The sequence below is a fragment of the Halobacillus sp. 12SKB genome (assembly GCF_052941655.1).
On record NZ_JBRFWR010000001.1, the window covers coordinates 1110149 to 1132038 of the forward strand.

General features: G+C 43.8%; 19 protein-coding genes and 2 tRNA genes. 15 read left to right on the forward strand and 6 right to left on the reverse strand.

Annotation, left to right across the window (positions count from 1 at the left end; all coding sequences use genetic code 11):
* Positions 1-23: 23 nt before the first annotated feature.
* Positions 24-542 carry an NUDIX domain-containing protein gene (locus ACQ4XT_RS05590; RefSeq protein WP_446852798.1) on the reverse strand — a complete coding sequence of 173 codons (519 nt, stop codon included), beginning with the start codon at positions 540-542 and terminating at the stop codon, positions 24-26.
* Entirely contained in the window at positions 535-1350 is an 816-nt protein-coding gene (locus ACQ4XT_RS05595) for a histidinol-phosphatase HisJ family protein (RefSeq protein WP_446852799.1), read from the reverse strand. Before ACQ4XT_RS05595 ends, ACQ4XT_RS05590 begins: the two co-directional genes overlap by 8 nt.
* Positions 1351-1513: 163 nt before the next feature.
* Here ACQ4XT_RS05595 and ACQ4XT_RS05600 point away from each other — a divergent pair, with 163 nt between their 5' ends.
* From ACQ4XT_RS05600 to dnaB, 4 genes are all read left to right on the forward strand, one after another.
* Complete coding sequence (locus ACQ4XT_RS05600) at positions 1514-2464, forward strand: YybS family protein (RefSeq protein ID WP_446852800.1); 951 nt, start codon at positions 1514-1516, stop codon at positions 2462-2464.
* Between the two features lie 33 nt (positions 2465-2497).
* The gene (locus ACQ4XT_RS05605) at positions 2498-4471 is read left to right on the forward strand and encodes a DHH family phosphoesterase (RefSeq protein ID WP_446852801.1); all 1974 of its coding nucleotides are present in this window, start codon (positions 2498-2500) and stop codon (positions 4469-4471) included.
* Positions 4468-4914, forward strand: a complete 447-nt coding sequence (rplI, locus tag ACQ4XT_RS05610) for a 50S ribosomal protein L9 (RefSeq protein ID WP_146814584.1) — start codon at positions 4468-4470, stop codon at positions 4912-4914. The genes ACQ4XT_RS05605 and rplI overlap by 4 nt, the downstream gene beginning before the upstream one ends.
* 183 nt (positions 4915-5097) lie before the next feature.
* Positions 5098-6459 carry a replicative DNA helicase gene (dnaB, locus tag ACQ4XT_RS05615; protein ID WP_089650694.1) on the forward strand — a complete coding sequence of 454 codons (1362 nt, stop codon included), beginning with the start codon at positions 5098-5100 and terminating at the stop codon, positions 6457-6459.
* Between the two features lie 120 nt (positions 6460-6579).
* Here the strand turns inward: dnaB and ACQ4XT_RS05620 are convergent, their stop codons facing one another.
* Together ACQ4XT_RS05620 and ACQ4XT_RS05625 are read right to left on the reverse strand one after the other, a co-directional pair.
* Entirely contained in the window at positions 6580-7437 is an 858-nt protein-coding gene (locus tag ACQ4XT_RS05620; RefSeq protein ID WP_446852802.1) for a Cof-type HAD-IIB family hydrolase, read from the reverse strand.
* On the reverse strand, positions 7428-8210 hold the full coding sequence (locus ACQ4XT_RS05625) for a DeoR/GlpR family DNA-binding transcription regulator (RefSeq protein ID WP_446852803.1): 783 nt from the start codon (positions 8208-8210) through the stop codon (positions 7428-7430). Before ACQ4XT_RS05625 ends, ACQ4XT_RS05620 begins: the two co-directional genes overlap by 10 nt.
* 392 nt (positions 8211-8602) lie before the next feature.
* Here ACQ4XT_RS05625 and ACQ4XT_RS05630 point away from each other — a divergent pair, with 392 nt between their 5' ends.
* Together ACQ4XT_RS05630 and ACQ4XT_RS05635 are read left to right on the forward strand one after the other, a co-directional pair.
* Entirely contained in the window at positions 8603-9892 is a 1290-nt protein-coding gene (locus tag ACQ4XT_RS05630) for an adenylosuccinate synthase (protein WP_446852804.1), read from the forward strand.
* A gap of 117 nt (positions 9893-10009) precedes the next feature.
* A complete protein-coding gene (locus ACQ4XT_RS05635) occupies positions 10010-10552 on the forward strand; it encodes an LOG family protein (protein WP_446852805.1) in 543 nt (180 codons plus the stop codon).
* Between the two features lie 26 nt (positions 10553-10578).
* On the opposite strand, the gene ACQ4XT_RS05640 is transcribed toward ACQ4XT_RS05635, so the two are convergent.
* Positions 10579-11061 carry a hypothetical protein gene (locus ACQ4XT_RS05640; RefSeq protein ID WP_446852806.1) on the reverse strand — a complete coding sequence of 161 codons (483 nt, stop codon included), beginning with the start codon at positions 11059-11061 and terminating at the stop codon, positions 10579-10581.
* 122 nt (positions 11062-11183) lie between these two features.
* Here ACQ4XT_RS05640 and ACQ4XT_RS05645 point away from each other — a divergent pair.
* The 9 genes from ACQ4XT_RS05645 to ACQ4XT_RS05685 all read left to right on the forward strand — a co-directional run bounded on the left by ACQ4XT_RS05645 (position 11184) and on the right by ACQ4XT_RS05685 (position 20742).
* Positions 11184-11260: transfer RNA gene (locus ACQ4XT_RS05645), tRNA-Asp, on the forward strand.
* 273 nt (positions 11261-11533) lie between these two features.
* Positions 11534-11606 (forward strand) — tRNA-Phe (locus ACQ4XT_RS05650).
* Between the two features lie 619 nt (positions 11607-12225).
* A complete protein-coding gene (locus tag ACQ4XT_RS05655) occupies positions 12226-13509 on the forward strand; it encodes a M23 family metallopeptidase (protein ID WP_446852807.1) in 1284 nt (427 codons plus the stop codon).
* A 271-nt stretch (positions 13510-13780) separates the two neighbouring features.
* Positions 13781-14485 (forward strand): response regulator YycF, encoded by a 705-nt coding sequence (gene yycF / locus ACQ4XT_RS05660; protein ID WP_226593406.1) that lies wholly within the window; start codon positions 13781-13783, stop codon positions 14483-14485.
* A gap of 6 nt (positions 14486-14491) precedes the next feature.
* Positions 14492-16330 carry a cell wall metabolism sensor histidine kinase WalK gene (gene walK / locus ACQ4XT_RS05665; RefSeq protein WP_446852808.1) on the forward strand — a complete coding sequence of 613 codons (1839 nt, stop codon included), beginning with the start codon at positions 14492-14494 and terminating at the stop codon, positions 16328-16330.
* The gene (locus ACQ4XT_RS05670) at positions 16327-17700 is read left to right on the forward strand and encodes a YycH family regulatory protein (RefSeq protein ID WP_446852809.1); all 1374 of its coding nucleotides are present in this window, start codon (positions 16327-16329) and stop codon (positions 17698-17700) included. The genes walK and ACQ4XT_RS05670 overlap by 4 nt, the downstream gene beginning before the upstream one ends.
* Before the next feature lie 14 nt (positions 17701-17714).
* The gene (gene yycI / locus ACQ4XT_RS05675) at positions 17715-18629 is read left to right on the forward strand and encodes a two-component system regulatory protein YycI (RefSeq protein WP_446852810.1); all 915 of its coding nucleotides are present in this window, start codon (positions 17715-17717) and stop codon (positions 18627-18629) included.
* 14 nt (positions 18630-18643) lie between these two features.
* Positions 18644-19438: an MBL fold metallo-hydrolase gene (locus ACQ4XT_RS05680; protein ID WP_446852811.1), complete on the forward strand. Its 795-nt coding sequence runs from the start codon at positions 18644-18646 to the stop codon at positions 19436-19438.
* A 77-nt stretch (positions 19439-19515) separates the two neighbouring features.
* Positions 19516-20742 (forward strand): S1C family serine protease, encoded by a 1227-nt coding sequence (locus tag ACQ4XT_RS05685; protein ID WP_446852812.1) that lies wholly within the window; start codon positions 19516-19518, stop codon positions 20740-20742.
* A gap of 407 nt (positions 20743-21149) precedes the next feature.
* Here ACQ4XT_RS05685 and ACQ4XT_RS05690 read toward each other — a convergent pair whose 3' ends face one another.
* A complete protein-coding gene (locus ACQ4XT_RS05690) occupies positions 21150-21869 on the reverse strand; it encodes a DUF2306 domain-containing protein (RefSeq protein WP_446852813.1) in 720 nt (239 codons plus the stop codon).
* Positions 21870-21890 lie beyond the last annotated feature (21 nt).

Genomic DNA, 21890 nt, shown 5'->3' on the forward strand with positions numbered 1-21890 from the left:
CTTTTTTAATCATGCTTTAAGGGTTAGGGAGTTTGTATCACATTCATTAGATGTTTCAAGACATAAATCTCTCGAAGGATCCAGGGGTTTTTATTCGTTCGATCCAAAATCTTTTCGTTTTGAACAATAGCTTCCTCAACGCTTAACCAGACGGGTGTGAAGTCCTGTTCTTGTTCATAGGAATCCAGTCGTTGCTCGCCTTTTTCTCCCGACCATTCACAAAAATAATAACGGGAGGTCATTTCAAAAACAGCTTCCGGTTCATACACGTCAAGGTGGCTTTCCACAACTTCGCCGGCATATTCTCTCACCCGGCAGTTCCTGCAGCCTGTTTCTTCCTCAACTTCTCTGATAAGAGCATCCTCGTCTCTCTCTCCATCCTCAACGCCGCCACCAGGAAGTTTGTAATCTCCAAGACTGGAATTCACCAACAGGACTTTTCCTTCCTGAAAAAGAATGCCACGTACTGCCAGACGCTTATTTGTTTTGTAATCCTCGTTTTTTTCGAGCCCAAACCGTTTTTTGAAAAGGAGGTCAGCCAATGGGGTGCACCTGTCGTTTGCGGTTGGAGAAAGTATGGACCTCGGTATAACCGACGGATTTTGCAAGATCGATCGCTTCTTCATAGCGGTACCCGATATGGTCCGGTTTGTGGGCATCTGAACAGAGAACGATCCCAACACCTTCATCTTTACACATTTGCAGAAGCGTCGGATCTGGATAGAGTTCTCCGACAGGCTTTCGCAAGCCTGCCGTACTAATTTCTATGCACGTATCTGTTTTCGCAAGGGCTTTCGCTGCACGTTTGTATTGGTCCTTCAAAAACTCTTCGTCATTTGGCCGGTAGCCAAACACTTTGATGACATCGATATGACCGACAAAGTCAAATAGTCCTGACTCTGCAAGGGTGACGACACGGTCAAAGTATTGCTGGTAAACATCTTTCAAATCCCTTTTTTCATATTCATCCCGGTAAATGGCAAGATCGATGCCCCATTCATTGATCCAGTGGACCGAACCGATCACGTAATCAAAAGGATGGGAAGAAATAAAGGACTCCATCTCTTTTTCTTTTCCTCGCATGTAATCCATTTCTATGCCCATCTTGATCGGAAGTTCTGCTTTGGCTGCTTCATCAAACATCTTCTGGTAGGTTTCAAAGTCAAGCGTACGACGATTCTCCACCCAAGAGTTAGATAGAATGTCGCGTGTTTCCTGAAAGAAATACGCATGTTCAGATATGCCTAATTCTTCGATTCCTTCTTCTTTTGCTTTTGTTATGTAGGTTCGTAGATAGTCGACATCAAGGTTTCCGGTTTCCGCCATATGTACATGGTAATCGGTGCGCATGTGAGGCCCTCCTCTATCGAATTTTATTCATCATAACAAACAATAGAAAAAATCACCAAGAAGAAGTGGATGGAAGCATTTGATACGAGAAGTATGAGGGGGTGATATGTTAAAATAGGGAGGTTAAGACAAGCGCGATAGAAATAGAGGTGCTTTATCAATCATGAATGACACAAAGAGGTTGACGGAAGGGGCTTTAATGACCGGCCTATATCTGCTATTGTTATTGGTAATTATTTTTATGCCTGGACCAATTGGGTCGATTTTGTTACTCATTTTACCTGTCCCTTTCGTTTTCTATAGTTACCGGTACGGCTGGAAGCCAGGCGTACTGATGTTTATCGGATCTTTAATCTTCACTTTGCTGTTTGCGACGGTTTTCTCTCTTCCTATAACTTTACTGGCAGGGTTCGGGGGTCTTGCTCTCGGAGGAGCGATGCATGCCAAACGTTCTTCTTATGAAACGCTTGCCATTGGATCCGTTGGTTTTAGTATTGGTCTCTTAGCCATCTTCCTCCTGACACAATTGTTCCTCGGGGTCAATTGGATGGAAGAATTACGAAACAGCATGAATCAAGCCTTTAGTACTGTAGAAGGTTTATTCTCCGGGATGATGCAGGGAGAAGAGGTCAAGCAGGATATAGAAGATTTTCGTGAATTGATTGATTTCATTCCTGATATCGTTCCAAGTGTGTTGGCGATGGCGGGCGTTTTCATGGCCTTTGTAAGCCAATGGGCGACCTACAAACTAATCAATCGTATCGAAAATCAGTCTATGAGATTTGCTGATTTTAAGAACTTCAAGCTGCCGACATCCGTATTATGGTATTACTTTGTGGCGATGATCTTGAATTATGTCACAATGGATGGAAATGATCTGATTTATTTAGCCGCCGTGAATGTGTTCATTTTAACGGGGGCACTGATCGTACTGCAGGGATTCTCTTTCGTCTTTTTCTATGCTTGGAAGAAAAAGTGGTCAAAAGTCATACCGATTCTTGTGGTTGTATTTTCCATACTTCTTCCACAAATCGTCATGTACCTTGTGCGAATAATCGGTATAATTGATATAGGATTTCCGATGAGGGAACGTGTGGAAGAAAAGAAAGAATGATCGCTCTCAAGAAGATGGTAGGAGCTGAATGCAATGCCGAATTTTTTTAAAAAACCAACGATGAGCGGACACTTGTGGATCATTTATTTGATCTCTCTCATTCTGCTTGGCTTCATCTGGTACTATCAATGGATGCTCGGACTAATGATGACGCTGTTTTTAGCTGCGTCCATCTTTTACAGTGTCCGTACTGAACAGAACATGATCAATGAGACAGAAGAATATATATCGACCTTATCCTACAGGGTGAAAAAAGTCGGCGAAGAAGCTTTGTTGGAAATGCCTATCGGGATCGTTCTTTATAGTGAAAACTATATGATCGAGTGGGCGAACCCTTATATGAATAAGTTCACTGAAGAGGATACGATTGTTGGAGAATCATTAAAACGACTTTCCGATCATCTGATTCCCTGTGTGAAGGATGAAGAAGATGAGGTTTGGATCACTATTGCCGGTTACAAATTCCAGACAATCATTAAAAGGGAGGAACGTCTGCTTTACTTGTTCGACCGGACAAAGCAGACGGAAATCCATAACCGTTATGAAAATGAGCAGACGGTTCTTTCGATTATTTTCCTTGATAACTATGAAGAAATTACCCAGGGCATGGATGATACAGCCAAAAGCCATATCAACTCACAAGTGACCTCCATATTGAACAAGTGGGCGGGGGATTATGGCATTTATTTGAAGCGGACCTCTCAAGAGCGTTTCATGGCTGTCATGAATCAGGAAATTCTTTATACCTTGGAAAAAGCGAAGTTTGAAATCCTCGACGATGTGCGTGAATTGATTACAGACCAGAACGTTCCATTGACGTTAAGTTTCGGAATCGGTGTTGGTCCGGTCAGTCTCCCTGAACTTGGAGAATTGGCTCAGTCCAGCCTCGACCTTGCCCTTGGCCGGGGTGGAGATCAGGTTGCCATCAAAGATGATTCAGGAAAAGTCCGCTTCTATGGTGGAAAGACGAATCCGATGGAAAAACGGACACGGGTACGCGCACGTGTGATCTCCCACGCCATGAAAGAACTTGTACAGGCAAGTGAAAAGGTCTTGATCATGGGACACAAATCTCCGGATATGGACTCTGTCGGCGCGTCCATCGGTATTCTTAAAATTGCCCAGGCGAACGACAAGAAAGCCGCTATCGTCCTCGACCCGGATGATATTGATACCGGCGTTCAGCGGATGGTCGAGGAAATTGAGAAAGACGAAGACCTCTGGCATTATTTCATCCCACCAGAAGATGCTTTAGAGATGGTGACGAATGAGACGTTGCTTGTCGTTGTAGATACGCACAAGCCTTCCATGGTCATCGAGGAGAAGCTCCTTTCCAAAACGGAGCATGTCGTCGTAATCGATCACCACAGACGTGCAGAAGAATTCATCGCTGATCCGACACTTGTTTATATGGAACCATACGCGTCGTCGACAGCAGAACTTGTCACCGAGCTGCTTGAATACCAGCCGAAAAAACTGAAACTGTCGATGCTCGAATCGACGGCCCTCCTCGCAGGGATTATCGTCGATACGAAAAGCTTTACGCTCCGCACAGGATCACGAACATTCGATGCTGCTTCATACTTGAGGTCCAAGGGAGCAGATACCGTACAAGTCCAGAAGTTCATGAAAGAAGATTTAGATGTCTATGTTCGTAGAAGTAAACTGATTGAACGGGCTTCTATTTACCGTGATGGCATTGCCATTTCCACCGGGGACCGCGGAGAAACTTACGGACCAGTCATTATTGCGCAGGCTGCGGATACCTTACTGACGATGAGCGGAATCGTTTCTTCGTTCGTTATTTCTGAACGGAGTGATGGAAGGATCGGCATCAGTGCCCGTTCTCTCGGAGATATCAACGTCCAGGTCATCATGGAGAAGATGAACGGCGGCGGGCACTTGACGAACGCAGCCACACAGCTTGAAGATACAACGATTGAAGATGCAAAAGCATTGTTGCAAGATATTATTGATGAGTATTTTGAAGGGGGAGACACAGAATGAAAGTAATTTTCAAAGCGGATGTTAAAGGAAAAGGCAAAAAAGGCGAAATCAAAGAAGTGAACGATGGATACGCACGCAACTACCTCCTTAAAAACAATTTGGCGGTAGAGGCGACGAAGGGGAACGTTCAGGCCCAAAAGGCCAAAGATGCCAAAGTTGAGCAGCAAGCACAGGAAGAAGTCGAAGAAGCGAAGCGACTGAAAGACCAGCTTGCCAACTTGGAAGTGAAGCTTGTGGCGAAATCCGGAGATAACGGGCGCCTGTTCGGATCCATTACAAGTAAGCAGATCGCCGAGCAACTGAAGAAATCCCATGATATTAAAATCGATAAACGTAAAATCGAGCTTGATGATCCGATCCGGACGTTGGGCTACACAAACGTTCCTGTGAAACTTCACCCAGAAGTAACAGGTACGATCAAAGTCCATGTCGAGGAAAAGTAAGTCTTGAACGATCAAGCGCCCAATCCATTCTACTGGAGCTATTGGGCGCTTCTGTTTTGTATTTCTGGCTCATAAACCTTCTTTTTCATAACGAAAAGGAAGGATGTATAAAATAACCGTACAACGTGTGGTTGTTTGTGACGGACGGGCCATCCGTGCTTTAGATTCAGAGGAGGAACAAGAGTGAGTGAAATGTGGAACGATCGCACCCCACCCCATAATATAGAAGCAGAACAAGCGGTACTCGGTGCGGTCTTTTTAGAACCTGAAGCGATGTCGACAGCTGCTGAATATCTTCTTCCTGAAGATTTTTACCGGGCGAGCCACCAGCGAATATTCGAGGTCATGCTTTCGCTCTCAGATAAAGGGGAGCCGATCGATCTCGTAACGGTAACGGCAGCTCTTTCCAACAATCAGGTGCTTGAGGAAGTTGGAGGGGTATCTTATTTGACGGATATTGCAAACTCCGTCCCGACTGCTGCAAATATCCAGTATTATACAAGCATTGTGAGTGAAAAATCGACTCTTAGAAGTTTAATCCGTACGGCTACAAATATCGTAACCACGGGCTATTCAGAAGAAGAGGATTTAGAGGATGTATTGAACGCTGCAGAAAAAGACATTCTCGAGGTTTCCCAAAGGAAAAATTCCAGTGCTTTCAAGAGCATCAAAGACGTACTGATTGACGTTTATGACAACATTGAACAGCTGCACCACAATGATGGAAGTACGACCGGAATTCCGACGGGGTACCGCGATCTTGATCATATCACCTCTGGTTTCCAACGGAATGATTTGATTATCATTGCTGCCCGTCCGTCCATGGGTAAGACCGCGTTTGCTTTGAATATTGCCCAGAACGTAGCGGTCCACACGGATGAGAATGTTGCTATTTTTAGTTTGGAGATGGGTGCCGACCAGCTTGTCTCCCGTATGATTTGTGCGGAAGGAAACATCGATGCTCAGCGTCTTCGTACAGGACAGATGGAAACAGAGGATTGGAACAAACTCACGATGGCGATGGGGAGTCTATCCAATGCTGGCATTTATATTGATGATACACCAGGTATCCGGGTCAGTGAGATCCGTTCCAAATGCCGTCGTCTTAAGCAAGAACACGGACTTGGTATGATTTTGATCGACTATTTGCAGTTAATTCAAGGCAGCGCCAACTCTAAGGAAAACCGTCAGCAGGAAGTATCAGAAATTTCCCGTTCCTTAAAAGGATTGGCTCGTGAACTTAATGTTCCGTTGATTGCTCTGTCGCAGCTTTCCCGTGGAGTTGAATCAAGACAGGATAAGCGACCGATGATGTCTGACTTGCGTGAATCCGGTTCAATTGAGCAGGATGCCGATATCGTAGGATTTCTATACCGTGATGATTACTACGACCAGGAATCGGAAAACCAGAACATTATTGAAATCATCCTAGCCAAGCAACGTAACGGTCCGGTGGGAACAGTCTCTTTAGCTTTTGTGAAAGAATACAACAAATTCGTCGACCTGGACCACCGGTATTCCGATGCCGATGTACCACCGGCTTAGAAAAAAGACGCCCGAGACCTGAAGTCTCGGGCGTCTTTTTTTAGAGCAGCTTCAAAGAAGCCATCTATATCATCATCCCCATCACGCCTCCCGAAAAGTCACGCTGGGAATTGGATGATCCTAAAAAGCAAGGAAGTGGTCAATCGCATGGGCAACGCCATCTTCGTCATTCGTTTTCGTAAGGAATTGGCAGGCCTCTTTCACCTCATTTTTGGCATTTCCCATGGCGGCGCTGTTTCCTGCCATATTTATCATAGATAAATCATTCAAACTGTCTCCAATAACCGCCGTTCTTTCTATAGAAAGATTCAGTTGTTGAGCCAATTGCTTCACAGCATTCCCTTTAGAAGCAAGCCTATGTTCCACTTCAAAGTTATGGTTGGCAGAGCTTACAAGGGTCAAGTCAGGGTAGTCTTTGAACCTCTCCCATCCTTTTTGAAGTTTTTCCTCTTCAAAGGAGAAGGTGAGGATGTTGTACACGTTTCTTTTCTTATCAACAATCTCCTTATAAGAGTCTACATGAGAAAAACCAGACTGACTGAACTGTTTTTCGGCTGCCTTTTCAAGCCTGCTCAAATTCGTATTCGGATTGGCACTGCGAATACGGTCAAGCTCAATGTTCATAACCTCCCTGCCATTTTGCGGGGTTAAAATAGACTCATCATCAATCGCTTCATAGTAGAAGCCATTTCCTTCAAGCCATGCTAAAACTTTAATGACATCTTCTTTCTCCATGGGTATGGATGAAAAAAGGGTACCGTCCGGGCGATGGATAGTAGCCCCATTGGCGGCGATTACCCATGTTTTTAAGTCCAGGTCGGAGAACAGGTTTCGGACATCGAATGCTGCCCTTCCTGTTGCAATAACCACCTCGACGCCCTCGGACTGTGCACGATGAATCGCCTGAATATTGTTTTCACTGATTTCATTCGCTGAATTTAATAGTGTCCCGTCTAAATCAATGGCGATCATGTCCATAGATTAGTCCCCTCCTCTTCCGTAACAATCAGATCTACATGATGCTCCTGTAATCTCTGTTGAAATTCTTCATCAGGAAGTTGGTCTGTTATGATGACATCCACATCTTCAAGTTCTGCAAAAGTAAAAAACTCTGTCACACCAAATTTCGTATGGTCTGCAAGTACTATCACTTGTTCTGCCTGTTTGATCATGTTCCGTTTGACCATCCCATCTTCTTCGTGGGCAATAGAGAGTCCTGAATCAGAGATTCCTACCACTCCGATAAACGCCTGATCCACATGATAGCTTTTTAACCGTTCGATGACGGAAGCTCCGTAAAGGAATTGATGCTCCTTTTGGAGAAAACCGCCAAGCAGTTGGATGGATACGTTTTCAACATTTGATAAGATCTCCGCCTGGTGAATGGAGTTCGTAATGACTGTGATGTCCATAGGCCGGATTTGATTCGCACACGCCTGAACCGTCGTGGATGTATCCAGAATGATTTTATCTCCTGGGCGTATAAATGATGCCGCTTTGCTGCCGATCTGCTGTTTTTCAAAAGAAACCGTTTTTAATCGGTGGGAATAATTTTGAATGGTCGTTTGTGTACGTGGCAGGATGGCTCCCCCGCGTGTACGTACAATTGCTTTTCTTTCCTCTAACTTTACTAAGTCCCGCCTTGCTGTATCCCTTGATATATCAAACATCTCACACATTTGATCAATGGAGATCCGTCGGTTTTCTTTTAAAAACTGCAAGATTCCAATCAGACGTTCTTCCTGATACATCTAATCCACCTCTCATTGTTGCTCTTATAAGTGATTATAAGTAATTATTTAATTGAAATCAATCAAAAATAAGTTATTTTAAGTTTTATTGTAAATATTAGTTAATCTACTTCTTTTATGATAAAAATAAGATATTCAAAATAACGCAAGGAGAGGAAGACATCATTCAGATACAATGGAATGAGAGGTCTGGGAGTTTTAAGGGTCTGGGACCAGTCAAAATAAATAGTCCCAAAAGGAAGAGAATAGAGCTTTTTCAGGATGTGAGTTATAATCGAACAATAATAATGTATTTATAATTTAATGTTCGGTTTTAGCGTTGACTTACAAGGTGTGAATTGGTAAACTGACGGTGGATAACATATTTAACAAATTTTTGGCGGAGGTGCCTTATGTCTTCTGTAGTTGTAGTCGGAACCCAGTGGGGGGACGAAGGAAAAGGCAAGATTACTGATTTTCTATCACAAAATGCCGAAGTTGTCGCTCGTTATCAGGGCGGAAATAATGCGGGTCATACAATAAAATTTGATGGAGTCACATATAAACTCCACTTGATTCCTTCAGGGATCTTCTTTGAAGATAAAACGTGCGTACTTGGAAACGGAATGGTAATTGATCCAAAAGCGCTGCTTGAAGAATTGAAATACTTACATGACAAAGGGGTATCTACAGACAATCTGCGGATCAGTAACCGTGCTCATGTCATTCTTCCATATCACTTGAAATTAGATGAACTGCAAGAGGAAGAAAAGGGTGCGAATAAGATCGGAACGACCAAAAAAGGCATTGGTCCTGCCTACATGGACAAAGCAGCTCGTACCGGCATCCGTATCGCTGATTTACTGGATAAGGAAAGCTTCCGTGAAAAGCTGGAGCAGAACCTTGCTGAGAAGAACCGCCTTCTAGAAAAAGTATACGAAACATCACCATTTGCGGTGGAAGATATTCTTGATGAATACTTTGAATATGGTCAACAAATAGCAGCCTATGTTTGCGACACATCTGTCGTTTTGAACGATGGATTGGATGAAGGGCGCCGGGTTCTTTTTGAAGGTGCCCAGGGAGTTATGCTCGACATCGACCAGGGGACGTATCCTTTCGTTACCTCTTCTAATCCGATTGCGGGTGGAGTAACGATTGGTTCTGGTGTGGGACCATCAAAAATTAAGCACGTCGTCGGTGTTTCGAAAGCTTATACGACACGTGTAGGAGATGGACCTTTCCCGACTGAGCTTGAGAACGAAGTCGGAGATCAAATCCGTGAAGTGGGACGCGAGTATGGTACAACGACCGGGCGTCCACGCCGCGTCGGCTGGTTTGATAGTGTCGTTGTTCGTCATGCCCGTCGTGTAAGTGGAATTACTGATCTTTCCTTGAATTCCATTGATGTACTGACAGGCATTGAGACATTGAAAATTTGCACAGCGTACAAGTACAAAGGTGAAATCATGGAAGAGTTTCCGGCAAGCTTGAAAGTTCTTGCCGAATGTGAGCCTGTTTATGAAGAAATGCCAGGCTGGACTGAGGACATCACAGGGGCGAAAACGCTGAGTGATCTCCCTGAGAACGCACGTCACTACATCGAGCGTGTTTCTCAGCTGACTGGAATTCCATTGTCTATTTTCTCTGTTGGTCCTGATCGTGCACAAACGAACGTTGTTCGCAGCGTATATAGCGAATAAAATGGAAGCCTGGCTTACTCAGCCAGGCTTTTTTTTACAAAAGTCCAGTGGTGAGCATCAAAAAATTATAACTTAGGGTAAACTCTACATAGAAGAACAAGAGGAGGAGTGTTTCACGTGGAACGCATTTGTGTATTCGCTGGGTCCAGTGCGGGGAATGACCCGATTTTTATAGAGAAAACGAAAGCTTTAGGTGAAAGGCTGGCTGCAAAAGACATTGAACTGGTCTATGGTGGTGCTAAAAGTGGGTTAATGGGTGTGTTAGCCGACCAAGTGCTGGACAGCGGGGGAAAAGTGACAGGAATTATGCCGAGCCACCTTTTTGAAAAAGAAATCGTCCATCCGAACATAACAGAGATGATCGAGGTTGGAACCATGCATGAAAGAAAAGCGAAGATGAGTGAATTAGCCGACGGATTTATCGCCCTCCCTGGAGGTTTTGGTACGTTTGAAGAGCTTTTTGAAACGGTCAGCTGGGCTCAAATTGGCCTTCATACAAAACCTCTTGCGCTATACAACATCGCGGAATACTACACTCCGCTTGTTCAGCTCATTGAACACGCAATAAAAGCGGGATTTGTACCTGAGGATAACCGTGAACTTTTTATCGATGCCAAAGATCCTGCGTCTTTATTGCATGACATGGAGCAGAAAAAATAAAAGACGTGCCTATTCAGGCGCGTCTTTTATACTTGGATCGTTTTAAAGAAAACCAGGCCAAAAAAACGATACGTCAATTTAATACTATCAATCGATGACTCTTCGGTGATGCTTAATCCGTAAATCGTCGTTGGTGAGGTATCGGGTGACGCAGCCATTGCTTTGGAGGCGAGCGGCGAAGTGTCCGGGGCGAGAGGAATGGTTTCAAATTCATTGATTGCATACGCATCTTCCACAAGAGCGTATGTATCGGTGATCATGAACCCTTTTTCAGAATCACTAATCTGCATCTTGATGTTTGTAGGCTGCTGGTTGTTATTAATGGATACATCAGTGATTTGAATGCTTCTAAGCAAGCTTTTGTTGCCGAGAGCGACAATGACAGTTTGCTTATCTTCTGTCGTACCGATCGATCCATGAGTGAGCGGCGGATTCAATTTCAAGAATCCAATAATTGATACAAATAAAAGGATAAGAACAAAAACAGCGTAGCGAATTACCTTTTTCAAACAGACCCTCCTTTCTTTTGATTGAACAGAATGGGAAAAAATCTATATTTCTAGTAAAATTACTATTGCTTACGTTTGTTCTGTATGGTACGATAGTTATCGTTGCGGTGAACAAGCCGTCTGGTCCGGTAGTTCAGTTGGTTAGAATGCCTGCCTGTCACGCAGGAGGTCGCGGGTTCGAGTCCCGTCCGGACCGCCACTTTCATTATATCATTTGAGGTAGTCGAATACACACGTAATGTGATAGGCTCATTAGGTTATAACGTCGAATGATCATGAATAAAATACCCATGGCTCGGTAGCTCAGTCGGTAGAGAAGCCGTAAACTCCAGCGAATTTTCTCCTATGTAGGCTTTGCGAGGAGCGTATGCTTCACCGAATGCACTTGCAACGTGACGAGCACAAACATCTTCGAATAACCCTCGAAACAAGATGTGAAGCGAAAGCAAGATTTTAAAATAATACTTAATATGGCTCGGTAGCTCAGTCGGTAGAGCAACGGACTGAAAATCCGTGTGTCGGCGGTTCGATTCCGTCCCGAGCCACTCCTTAAAAAGCTTACGGAAAATTTCCGTAAGCTTTTTTGTATGAAAAATTATCTAAATGCTTATAATCCTTTATTTAACTATATGGCAGGATGGTAGAATACTCGACTTCGATATGTTTCGGGGTTCGTTACCCGGTGATGAGCTCTGGGATGGCTGGGAAGCTACTCGCTTTCCTGGGGGATATGGCCTATCTCCTTCTCCCACAGGAGTCTCAAAGCTTCCCATATCCACAATAGCGTCCTTAGGAGTTAACTCATAACATGTGCATTAAACTTATTCCGGAAGTGGTTTCGAGATACTTATATGGCAAAGGGGCGGAGGGGAATGGCTGACCGCGCTCCCGTGGAAAGCGAGCTATTCCCCGCAGGCCTCACCCACTCAACAAAAGTCTCGAAACTCAGTTCTCCAGAACAGAGAACTTATATGGAATAAATAAAATGGTAGTTTTGGTATATTTTAATGAACAGTTTAATATGAAAATATGGCTATCGTTTCGTAATTTTGGTAAGAATGTTATATCTTTTTTACATATTTAAATATCTATTTCTTATAAAACTTCCGTGTGATAAATTAATCTAGGAATAGTTTAGACAGGTGCATCAGGAGGATCAATATCATGTGGAAGAAACTAGCTGTCACAGCGATTTGCGTCGTAAGTGTCGGTGTAGGGACGGCCTACGCCGAAAGTTCACTGCCGACGGTTTATCACGTTTATATAGATGAACAACATGTAGGTATGGTAGGAAATCAAGCTGAGGTCAAAGCGGAACTACGCAAGCGTATGGAAGAGGCGGAGAAAGATCACGAAGGAATGGATCTCTCTTATATGGAAGAGGTCTCGTTCAAGGAGCAGAAAGTATTATCTGTGAAAGACGAATCCTCAGACGTCATGGATTCGCTTCAAAATGATTTAACTTTTGCTGCCGACGTTGTCCGCCTTTACATCAATGGGGAGTCTGTCGCCCATCTTCCAAGTGAAGAGAAGGCCGAACAAGTCATTGAATCCGTGAAACAGGAATATGTCGAAGAAGATGAACTTGAGGTTATAGAAAAAGGAACGCCTGGGCTGCCGGACGTCGGCGAAACGAAGGTGATGGATGTCGGCTTATCCGCTCCCGTCAAAATGGAAGAGGATCAGGTCACGCTTTCGCAGGTTCATACGGTCGAAGAGGCAGTGTCCAGGGTGGAAGAAGGTCGTTCTTATCCAATCGATCAAACTGAAACTACATCATTCATAGGGATGATGGCTAAATCTCAGAAGCCGCTTGTAGATGTTGTACTTACGGAGAAAGAACGTAAGGAAGAAGAGATTCCCCATAAAGTCCAAATAAAAAAGACGGATGAACTTTTTAAAGGTGAATCCAAAGTGAAGCAGGATGGGGAAGACGGAAAAAGAGAGCTTTTGATTGAACGAACGTACCGAAATGGTGAAGAAACAAAAGAAGAGACAGTTGAAAAAGAAGTCGTCAAAGAACCGGTCAAGAAGATTGTCCTTCAGGGAACAAAGAAAGTCCCTTCTAAAGGTACCGGTGATTTCACGTGGCCGGCCGTCGGTGGTGAAATTACAAGTAAGCAGGGAAAACGCTGGGGACGTTATCATAAAGGCATTGATATTGCCGGTGTATCTGATAAAACGATTAAGGCCGCTGACAATGGTAAAGTGGTAGAGGCTGGATATCGGAATAGCTTCGGAAATAAAGTTGTTATTGATCATGGGAATGGTTACGAGACGATTTACGCTCATCTCTCCTCGATCGATGTCACAAAGGGACAGACCGTCAAAAAAGGGGAAAAGCTTGGAGTCATGGGAACGACAGGACGTTCCACAGGGGTACACCTTCATTTTGAAGTCCATAAAGAAGGGTCACTAGAAAATCCTCTTTCCCACGTCTCCCCATGATCCAAACCGCTATGAGTCAATCATAGCGGTTTTTTCTTTATCACATAAATATGGAATGCGAATGGTTATCTTATTCCCCCTAAGCAAAGTATCAAAACTGCTGACGGTGAGTTGGAGTAAGATATAGTAAGAGGATTAAGAAATAGGCATGATAAAAATATAGGTGAAACGGCTGATTTCAAGAGAGCTTTATGGTGAAATAAGACATTTACCATTAAATAAGTTAAAATAAGAGAAAGAAAAGATGACGAGGAAAAGGATGTGACGTAATATGGCACAGAAAATTTTAGTGGTCGATGACGAAAAACCCATTGCGGATATATTGAAATTCAACTTAGAAAAAGAAGGTTATGAAGTCGTATGTGCATATGACGGAGATGAGGCGATTGCGAAAGCAGATGAAGAAGAGCCGGAATTAATTCTCCTTGATATTATGCTGCCAAACAAAGATGGTAATGAAGTCTGCCGTGAAGTGAGGAAGCGTCATAATATGCCGATCATTATGTTAACGGCCAAAGATGCAGAAATCGATAAAGTACTCGGACTGGAAATGGGTGCAGATGACTATGTGACCAAGCCCTTCAGCAATCGTGAATTGATTGCCCGGGTAAAGGCGAACCTGCGTAGACAACAGCAGGAGCCTGAAGACAGTGCACAGCAGACGAAGGATATTGAAATCGGTCGTCTGGCTATCCACCCGGATGCTTATACGGTCACGCGTGACGGGAATCATATTGAATTAACTCACCGTGAGTTTGAACTTCTTCATTATCTTGCTCGTCATATCGGACAAGTCATGACGCGTGAACATTTGCTTGAGACTGTTTGGGGCTATGACTATTATGGTGATGTCCGTACCGTCGACGTAACGGTAAGGCGCTTGCGTGAAAAAATTGAAGAGAACCCTAGTAACCCAATGTGGATTGTTACCCGTCGCGGGGTTGGGTATTATTTGAGAAACCCAGAGCAGGATTAAGCCTTTATGAAAGAAGTGGGCTTCTTTCAGTCTGTTAGGCTGAAGCTGATTCTTGTATACATTTTGTTATTGTTATTGGGCATTCAGGTCATTGGTGTCTATTTTGTCGACCGGTTGGAAGAGCAGTTGGAAACGAACTTCACGAATTCCGTTGAAGGGCAGCTGAATTCATTAACCTACAGTTTGCAAAATGCGTTCAACACTGAGCGGGGAGAAGATTCACTCCCTTTGAATGCAGATCTACAAAGTCTTATTAATGATTTTAGCGATGATAATACAGACATTGGGAAACTCATGGTGGTCGACAACAACCAAAAAGTGCTTGCAGCTACGACGACAAGCGACCAGTCTCCCATAGGTAAAAAAGTGACGGACACCACGATTACGAAGGTGTTCTTGTTTGGAGAGGCTACAGAACCTGAACCCCGCCGGGAAGAAGGAACCAACAACCGTCTGTTCCGTGGAACGAACCCGATCACAGATGAGTCCGGGGATGAGATTGTCGGGGCTCTTTATTATGAAGTTTATATGAATGACATTTATGAACAACTCGGAGAAATCATCAGTATTTTCGCCAAAGGGACGGTCTTAGCTATTACAGTTACGGCTTTGCTCGGGATTTTGGTGGCGAGGACCATAACGAAGCCTCTGACAGAAATGAAACGACAGGCACAAGTCATGGCGACAGGGGACTTCTCCCAGAAGGTCGATGTAAAAGGTAATGACGAAATTGGACAGTTAGGCCATACCTTTAATGATTTGAACGATAAACTGAAGCTCGCTACTGCAACAACCGAGGGTGAGCGCCGGAAGCTGAGTTCGGTGCTTTCCAATATGTCAGATGGAGTTATTGCGACAGATCGACTCGGTGCCATCACACTGATGAATGCCCCGGCCTCGAAATTAATTGGACAGACATTTGAGGAAGTGCAAGGACAATCCCTTGTGGATGTTCTTGACTTGAATGATCAGGTTGAAAATATTTCTGAGGTGGAAGAAGCCGGATCTATGATCATTGATTTAAGTAGTGACGATAACCACCTGCTTCTTAAAGCCAACTTTTCTGTGGTTGAAGATGAAAACCATGACATGAATGGTTTTATTACGGTTATTAGTGATGTGACCGAACAACAGCGTGTAGAAAAAGAAAGAAGAGAGTTTGTTTCAAATGTATCGCACGAACTACGCACACCGTTGACGACGATGCGGAGTTATATAGAAGCATTGAACGATGGAGCATGGCAGGATCCTGATATCGCACCAAGATTCCTTGATGTGACTCAAAATGAGACAGATCGTATGATCCGTTTAGTGAACGATCTTTTACAGTTGACCAAAATGGATCACAAAGAAACCAGCCTGATGAAAGAGCGTGTGGAGTTCGTCAGCTTCTTTGACCATATCATTGATCGTTTTGAAATGAACAAGAATGAAAAGGTAGAGTTCGTTCGCAACTTGTCGAATAAGAAGATGTATGTATGGATGGACAAAGATAAGATTACTCAAGTGCTGGATAACATCATCTCAAATGCCATCAAATACTCTCCAGAAGGTGGAAGTATACGGTTTAATGCCCATTCTACTAAGAAACAGCTGCGGGTGAGCATTACCGATGAAGGGATCGGCATGCCTCCGGACACCGTTGATAAAATCTTTGATCGCTTTTATCGTGTCGATAAATCCCGTGCAAGAGAAATGGGAGGAACCGGACTGGGCCTCGCTATTGCCCGGGAAATGATTGAAGCTCATCATGGGAAAATCTGGGCGGAAAGCCGTGAAGGTAAGGGCACGACTGTCCACTTTACTTTACCGCTCATGAGTCAGAAGCGGAGGGGACAGTCATGAAAAAAGAAACCATGAAGTCCGTCATTTTGGTGATTCTCATCGCCTTCAGCTTAGTGTTGACGGTAGCTCTTTGGACGTATCAGCCCGTGAATGAAACCTTGGAAGAGGACGTGTTCATTGAAGATACAAAGTTAGAAGAAATAGGATCAGAGCGTTCCATACCAAATCTGGTTCCTCCGGATGAAATTGTGTTTCATGAGCAAAATTCTTATTTTACTTTCAAAGATAATATCGATCGGACAGCTTTTTACCAAAAGCAGATGCAGCAGTGGAACTTATCCAATCTTGATCCGAGTCCAAGAACGATCAATGTCGATAACCACAGCGAGATTGTGGAAATTATTTTTCCTGCGCATCTGCCGGTCCAGGTGATCAGTGACATCTTTCAAGTGAACGAAGGTGTTCCAATCGAGAACCTGCAGGCTAACTTCAATCGAATATTCTTACTGCGTCATTCCCAGGAGGGAAGTGCTGCTTCGGGTGCTTCTTACGAGTTATGGTTTGTAAATAGTAATGATGAGGGAAGTGAAGTTACCCTTCAGGCAGATATCAGTGCAGCTTCTGGTGAACGTGCCATACAGGAAGTCGACAATAAAGATGAATTGGTGGAAATGTCACGTGTGGCCGATGTACTGCAGATTGAAGCCGAGGATGGAACGAATGCTTCTCACATTTACGTCCCTAAAAACCCTGTGAGCATATCGGAATATGTTCTGCAGACAGGGGCTGTAAACGTAAAACCGATACAAAATGATATTTTTCCTTCTAACACACGGGTGTTCAAGTCCCGGACAAATAGCGGGGAGAATATAACCAAAACATTCCAGAGAAGGTTGACGCAATATGATAAGAGGATGGAATATGATTTAACGATTCCTAACTCAGCAAACCAGAAAAACTTGACGGAATATGAATTGTTTATCCAGAGTATGGAGGATATCAATAGTCATTTGGGTTGGACGAATGACTATCGTCTGAACTCGATCCTGAGTGGTCGGGATGAAGTTCGCTACCGACTCTACTTTAATGACCGGCCTGTTCTTGAGAACGTAGAGACTTACAAGCTGGCAAGCATCCAGTTAAGTTATCAGCAAGGGCAGATTCAGGAATATGACCGCCCGCTTGTTCAGTACAGCAGCATCAATGAAAGTAAAACGAACCTCTTGTCCGGCGTAGAAGTTCTTTTGGATCTTCAACAAGATGGGGAATTGGAAACGTCCAGAATCAGGGATTTGGAGATTATGTACACACTTGAAGAACAAAGGAGCGACCTGGTGTACAACTTGATCCCTGAATGGTACATGCTGACAAACAGCGGTTGGACGAAAGTATATCCAGAAGAAAGGTCTCAAAATGCAGAGCTTTCGTAACGAGGAGGTAAAACATGCAGTGGGGTCAAATTAAAACATTATTTATCGTCAGTTTCTTAATTCTCGACCTTTTCCTGCTGCAGCAATTATTAAGCAAGCAAGCGGAGGATGAAGTGGGGCAGATCTCCACTGTTGCTGAAAGCATTGAAACCGAACTGGAAGCGAACGACATATCTATTGCGGATGATGCGATCCCGGAGGAATTGCCAGAAGCTACCCCGATTGAATCAGAGAGTGCGCATACGCTTCCTGATGATGTGATGAGTCAGATTAAAGGTATGGATGAGAGTGATCAAGAAATTGAGCTCAAAGAAGACAATCAGGTATTACAAGTCACTTTTGATGAGCCGATTGAAGTGACGGAAGCTACGATTCAGAGCGTGGTGACGGATATCGTACCTTTTGCGTCCCGTTATTCTTATTGGGGATGGAACGAAGAGTCGGGTGCGGCTCTCTTTTTCCAGGCCAAAGACAATAAAACGGTTTATTTTAACAATAACGGATACTTGTTACTGAATATTGTGGATGATGAAATAACTGGGTATGTCGCAACTTTGCTTTCTTTCGAAGAAGGGGAGTACTCAGGGCCTTCCGGTGATACGGAAGTCAACATAGAACCTTTAAGTGCGATTCGCATCCTCTTGAATAACGGTCTTATTGAGCCTGGAGATGAAATCACCTCGATGGATATTGGCTATCATACGAGTTACAGTCTGCCTGCCGGGGAAGAAAATGAGACACAAGTTTTCGCATCTACATGGAAAGTGACGGTGAACGGAGACCGCAATCATTTTCTTTACACTTTGGACGGGACCATCATTGAATACATCAATGAAGAAACATTTATCTCAGATGTTAAGAGTGAATACGGCTTGAAAAGTGTAGAAGAAGAGCAAACAGCAGCCAATGAAAATAGAGAAACCAATTAAATGGAGTGTATGGAATGAGCATGAGATTTAGTGTACTTGCTTCAGGCAGTACGGGGAACGCATTCTATATTGAATCGGGAGATGAGAGAATATTAGTGGATGCTGGCTTGAGTGGTAAGAAAATGGAAGGGTTGCTTGATCAAGTGAACATCGATCCGCAATCCTTGTCCCGAATCCTTGTTACTCATGAGCATAGTGATCACATCAAAGGTCTGGGTATTATGGCAAGACGCTACAACCTCCCTATCTATGCGAACGAAAAAACCTGGAATGCGATGGAAGGACAAATAGGTAAGCTTTCCATCGATCAGAAATTCCATTTTTCCATGGAGGAAACCAAGACTTTCGGGGGATTGGACGTAGAATCCTTTGCCGTCTCTCATGACGCGGCAGATCCTATGTTTTATACGTTTCATAAGGACGGGAAGAAGGTTGCCCTCGTCACCGATCTCGGTTATGTATCAGAACGGATTAAAAAGACGGTGGAAGGTGCTGACGCCTACATTTTCGAATCGAATCATGATGTGAGCATGCTGCGAATGGGGCGCTACCCATGGAATGTCAAACGACGTATTTTGGGGGATTCCGGTCACGTTTCGAATGAAGACTGTGCCCTGGCCCTGACTGATATTATTACGGACCAGACGAAAAGAATCTATCTTGCGCATTTGAGTCTGGATAATAATATGAAAGACCTTGCTCATATGTCTGTCAAAAATGTTTTGGAAGAGCGTGGAATTGAAGTGGGCAGCCACATTGAACTGCATGATACAGACCCACAGGAAGCTACACCAATCTTTGAGGTTTAAAAGGTTTTAAATAGTAAAGAATAAAGAAACAGTACCTTAGAAATCTGAGAGCGTGAGAAAGGTAAGGTGAAAGAGGCGTGGGTTATTATGATGATCATTCCCCTACCCGTCAGCAGAAACAACAGCGCAGACGGTGGGTGATGCCGACAATAGTCGGAGGTATTCTGGGAGCCGTTCTTGTCTTATTGGCATTGCCTGCTTTGGTTCAGACAGAGTTGCTTCCTTATGATATGACGATCCCCGAGGATGAAAGTGGACTCGTTGAAGATGATCAGGGATTGACGGGTGGCACGACAAAAAATGTCCAGCTTGATGTAAATACCCAAATCACCGATGTCGTTGAAAAAGTGACTCCCTCCGTTGTAGGAGTCGTCAACTTGCAGACACGTCAAGATTTTTGGCAGCAGGAAGGTGACTCTGCCCAACAGGCAGGAGTAGGATCCGGGGTTATTTATAAAAAGGAAGACGGCACAGCTTATGTCGTGACGAATAACCACGTCATTGAAGGGGCCAGTGAAATTGAAGTCGTCCTTGCCGATGAAACAAGGGTCAAAGCCCAGCTGATCGGGGGAGATTTATTTACTGATCTGGCCGTATTGAAAATGCCCGCTGATCAAGTCGACCAAGTCGCTGAGCTCGGTACTTCAGAAAACTTGAAAGTCGGTGAACCGGCCATCGCTATCGGCAACCCGCTTGGTCTCAGTTTCGCAGGGTCGGTCACTCAAGGAATCATCAGTGGTAAGGAACGGGCGATTCCTCAGGACTTCAATGGAGATGGAATGGAAGACTGGCAGGCAGAAGTCATTCAAACGGATGCAGCCATTAACCCTGGAAACAGCGGTGGTGCACTTATTAACATAGATGGGCAGTTAATTGGCATTAACTCCATGAAAATTGCTCAGTCTTCCGTTGAAGGCATCGGTTTTGCTATACCCATTGATTCTGCCAAGCCAATCATTGATGAATTGGAACAATACGGGCAGGTAAATCGTCCGTACATTGGTATTGAAGCCTACGGACTGAATGAGGTACCGACGTCTGAGTGGAACAATACATTGAACCTCCCTCAAGATGTAGACGGCGGGTTATATATCCGAAGCATCCGTCAGATGTCTCCAGCTGCTAAAGCAGGTCTTGAGCCATTGGATGTCATCACAGCCCTTGATGGAGAACCCGTTCGGGACATCATTGATTTGCGTAAGTATTTATACAATGAGAAAAATCCAGGTGATGAGATGGAAATTACCTATTATCGTGACGGTGAGCAGGACACTACCACTCTGACGCTTGGATCCCAAGAGTAATTTACACAAAAAGAGTATCCTCCATGGGATACTCTTTTTCACGGTCAAAATTCGCTATAAATCTACAAAATATATCATAGGGTTATCCACAGGCTGTGAATAGTATTCTGGATAAGTGTCATATATGGTAGTAGAAAATATGTTCGCCACCATATAGATTCACCAATTGTGTATATGTGGATAATTTCCGTGGATAACCTGTTTATATTCATGGGAAAGCTGTGAATATCAGAAAATTGACAAGGTTTGTGCATAAGTCTGTGGACAATTGTGGGTAACTATTTTCGTTAGTCTGTATTTTCCACATGTGTATAAATGTAAACAGGTTTCCCCTGCGATTTCTTATTGTTTTTCTTTGTTTAATTCCATCAAAAATTGTCTAATGGTAACGATAATCGAGAATTCTTTTAAGCGCTCTGTTTTCTTACTTTCTGGATCTTAAATTTCTTGCGGTAGTACCAATTGAACACGTAAATCAATGGAGTCAAAACGGCGGTAGGCAGAAACCATAGCCAAATGCTTATACTAGAAATATTCAACAAACGTGGAGCACCAAAAACGGTGAAGGCCGTAAGGGTCGCAATCGAACAGCCGATTAAGTTTCCGAAATGCTCAAAATACCAGTGCATTTTATTTTTTGGTGGGGTCAGCCAATAATACAATTGCCCGCCGCCTAAAATGATTCCTAAGATGGGGAAGTATTGAAGCAATGGAAAGTCGAACATCCATCCGAATACCATCGTGATGGCTGACATTAGGATAAGCAGACCGGAAATTCCTAAATCGTACACATTTCGGTGTCTATCTGTACGTCGCTTAAAGCGCAGCACACGAATGCCCATCCATGCCGTTGCTGCACTTAATGTAGCAATGAAAAGCAGAAAAAAGGAAAAAGCTCGTGCTTCTGGTACGGTATAATCGAAAAAGATTCGAAAAATTCCCATGTATAAAGCTGTAGTCGCTACGGTGTACATGGCCGTCACGTAAACCCAGCCGACTTTTCTGTGGATCTTTCCTCCTTTCTTCGTTACAAGAGGAATCCAAAAGATGGTGAGAGCGCTGAATCCAGCGATGATATGGATGGTAAGCATAATGGAAAAGAAAAGCATAGGAATCGCTCCTTTCATAACCTCCTCCTATATATACGC

Excerpts from the sequence above, each read along its gene's own strand:
- ACQ4XT_RS05595 (WP_446852799.1), bottom strand. The coding sequence starts at position 1,350 with ATGCGCACCGATTACCATGTACATATGGCGGAAACCGGAAACCTTGAT.
- ACQ4XT_RS05600 (WP_446852800.1), top strand. The coding sequence starts at position 1,514 with ATGAATGACACAAAGAGGTTGACGGAAGGGGCTTTAATGACCGGCCTA.
- ACQ4XT_RS05605 (WP_446852801.1), top strand. The coding sequence starts at position 2,498 with ATGCCGAATTTTTTTAAAAAACCAACGATGAGCGGACACTTGTGGATC.
- rplI (WP_146814584.1), top strand. The coding sequence starts at position 4,468 with ATGAAAGTAATTTTCAAAGCGGATGTTAAAGGAAAAGGCAAAAAAGGC.
- ACQ4XT_RS05620 (WP_446852802.1), bottom strand. The coding sequence starts at position 7,437 with ATGGACATGATCGCCATTGATTTAGACGGGACACTATTAAATTCAGCG.
- ACQ4XT_RS05625 (WP_446852803.1), bottom strand. The coding sequence starts at position 8,210 with ATGTATCAGGAAGAACGTCTGATTGGAATCTTGCAGTTTTTAAAAGAA.
- ACQ4XT_RS05630 (WP_446852804.1), top strand. The coding sequence starts at position 8,603 with ATGTCTTCTGTAGTTGTAGTCGGAACCCAGTGGGGGGACGAAGGAAAA.
- ACQ4XT_RS05655 (WP_446852807.1), top strand. The coding sequence starts at position 12,226 with ATGTGGAAGAAACTAGCTGTCACAGCGATTTGCGTCGTAAGTGTCGGT.
- yycF (WP_226593406.1), top strand. The coding sequence starts at position 13,781 with ATGGCACAGAAAATTTTAGTGGTCGATGACGAAAAACCCATTGCGGAT.
- walK (WP_446852808.1), top strand. The coding sequence starts at position 14,492 with ATGAAAGAAGTGGGCTTCTTTCAGTCTGTTAGGCTGAAGCTGATTCTT.
- ACQ4XT_RS05670 (WP_446852809.1), top strand. The coding sequence starts at position 16,327 with ATGAAAAAAGAAACCATGAAGTCCGTCATTTTGGTGATTCTCATCGCC.
- yycI (WP_446852810.1), top strand. The coding sequence starts at position 17,715 with ATGCAGTGGGGTCAAATTAAAACATTATTTATCGTCAGTTTCTTAATT.
- ACQ4XT_RS05680 (WP_446852811.1), top strand. The coding sequence starts at position 18,644 with ATGAGCATGAGATTTAGTGTACTTGCTTCAGGCAGTACGGGGAACGCA.
- ACQ4XT_RS05690 (WP_446852813.1), bottom strand. The coding sequence starts at position 21,869 with ATGAAAGGAGCGATTCCTATGCTTTTCTTTTCCATTATGCTTACCATC.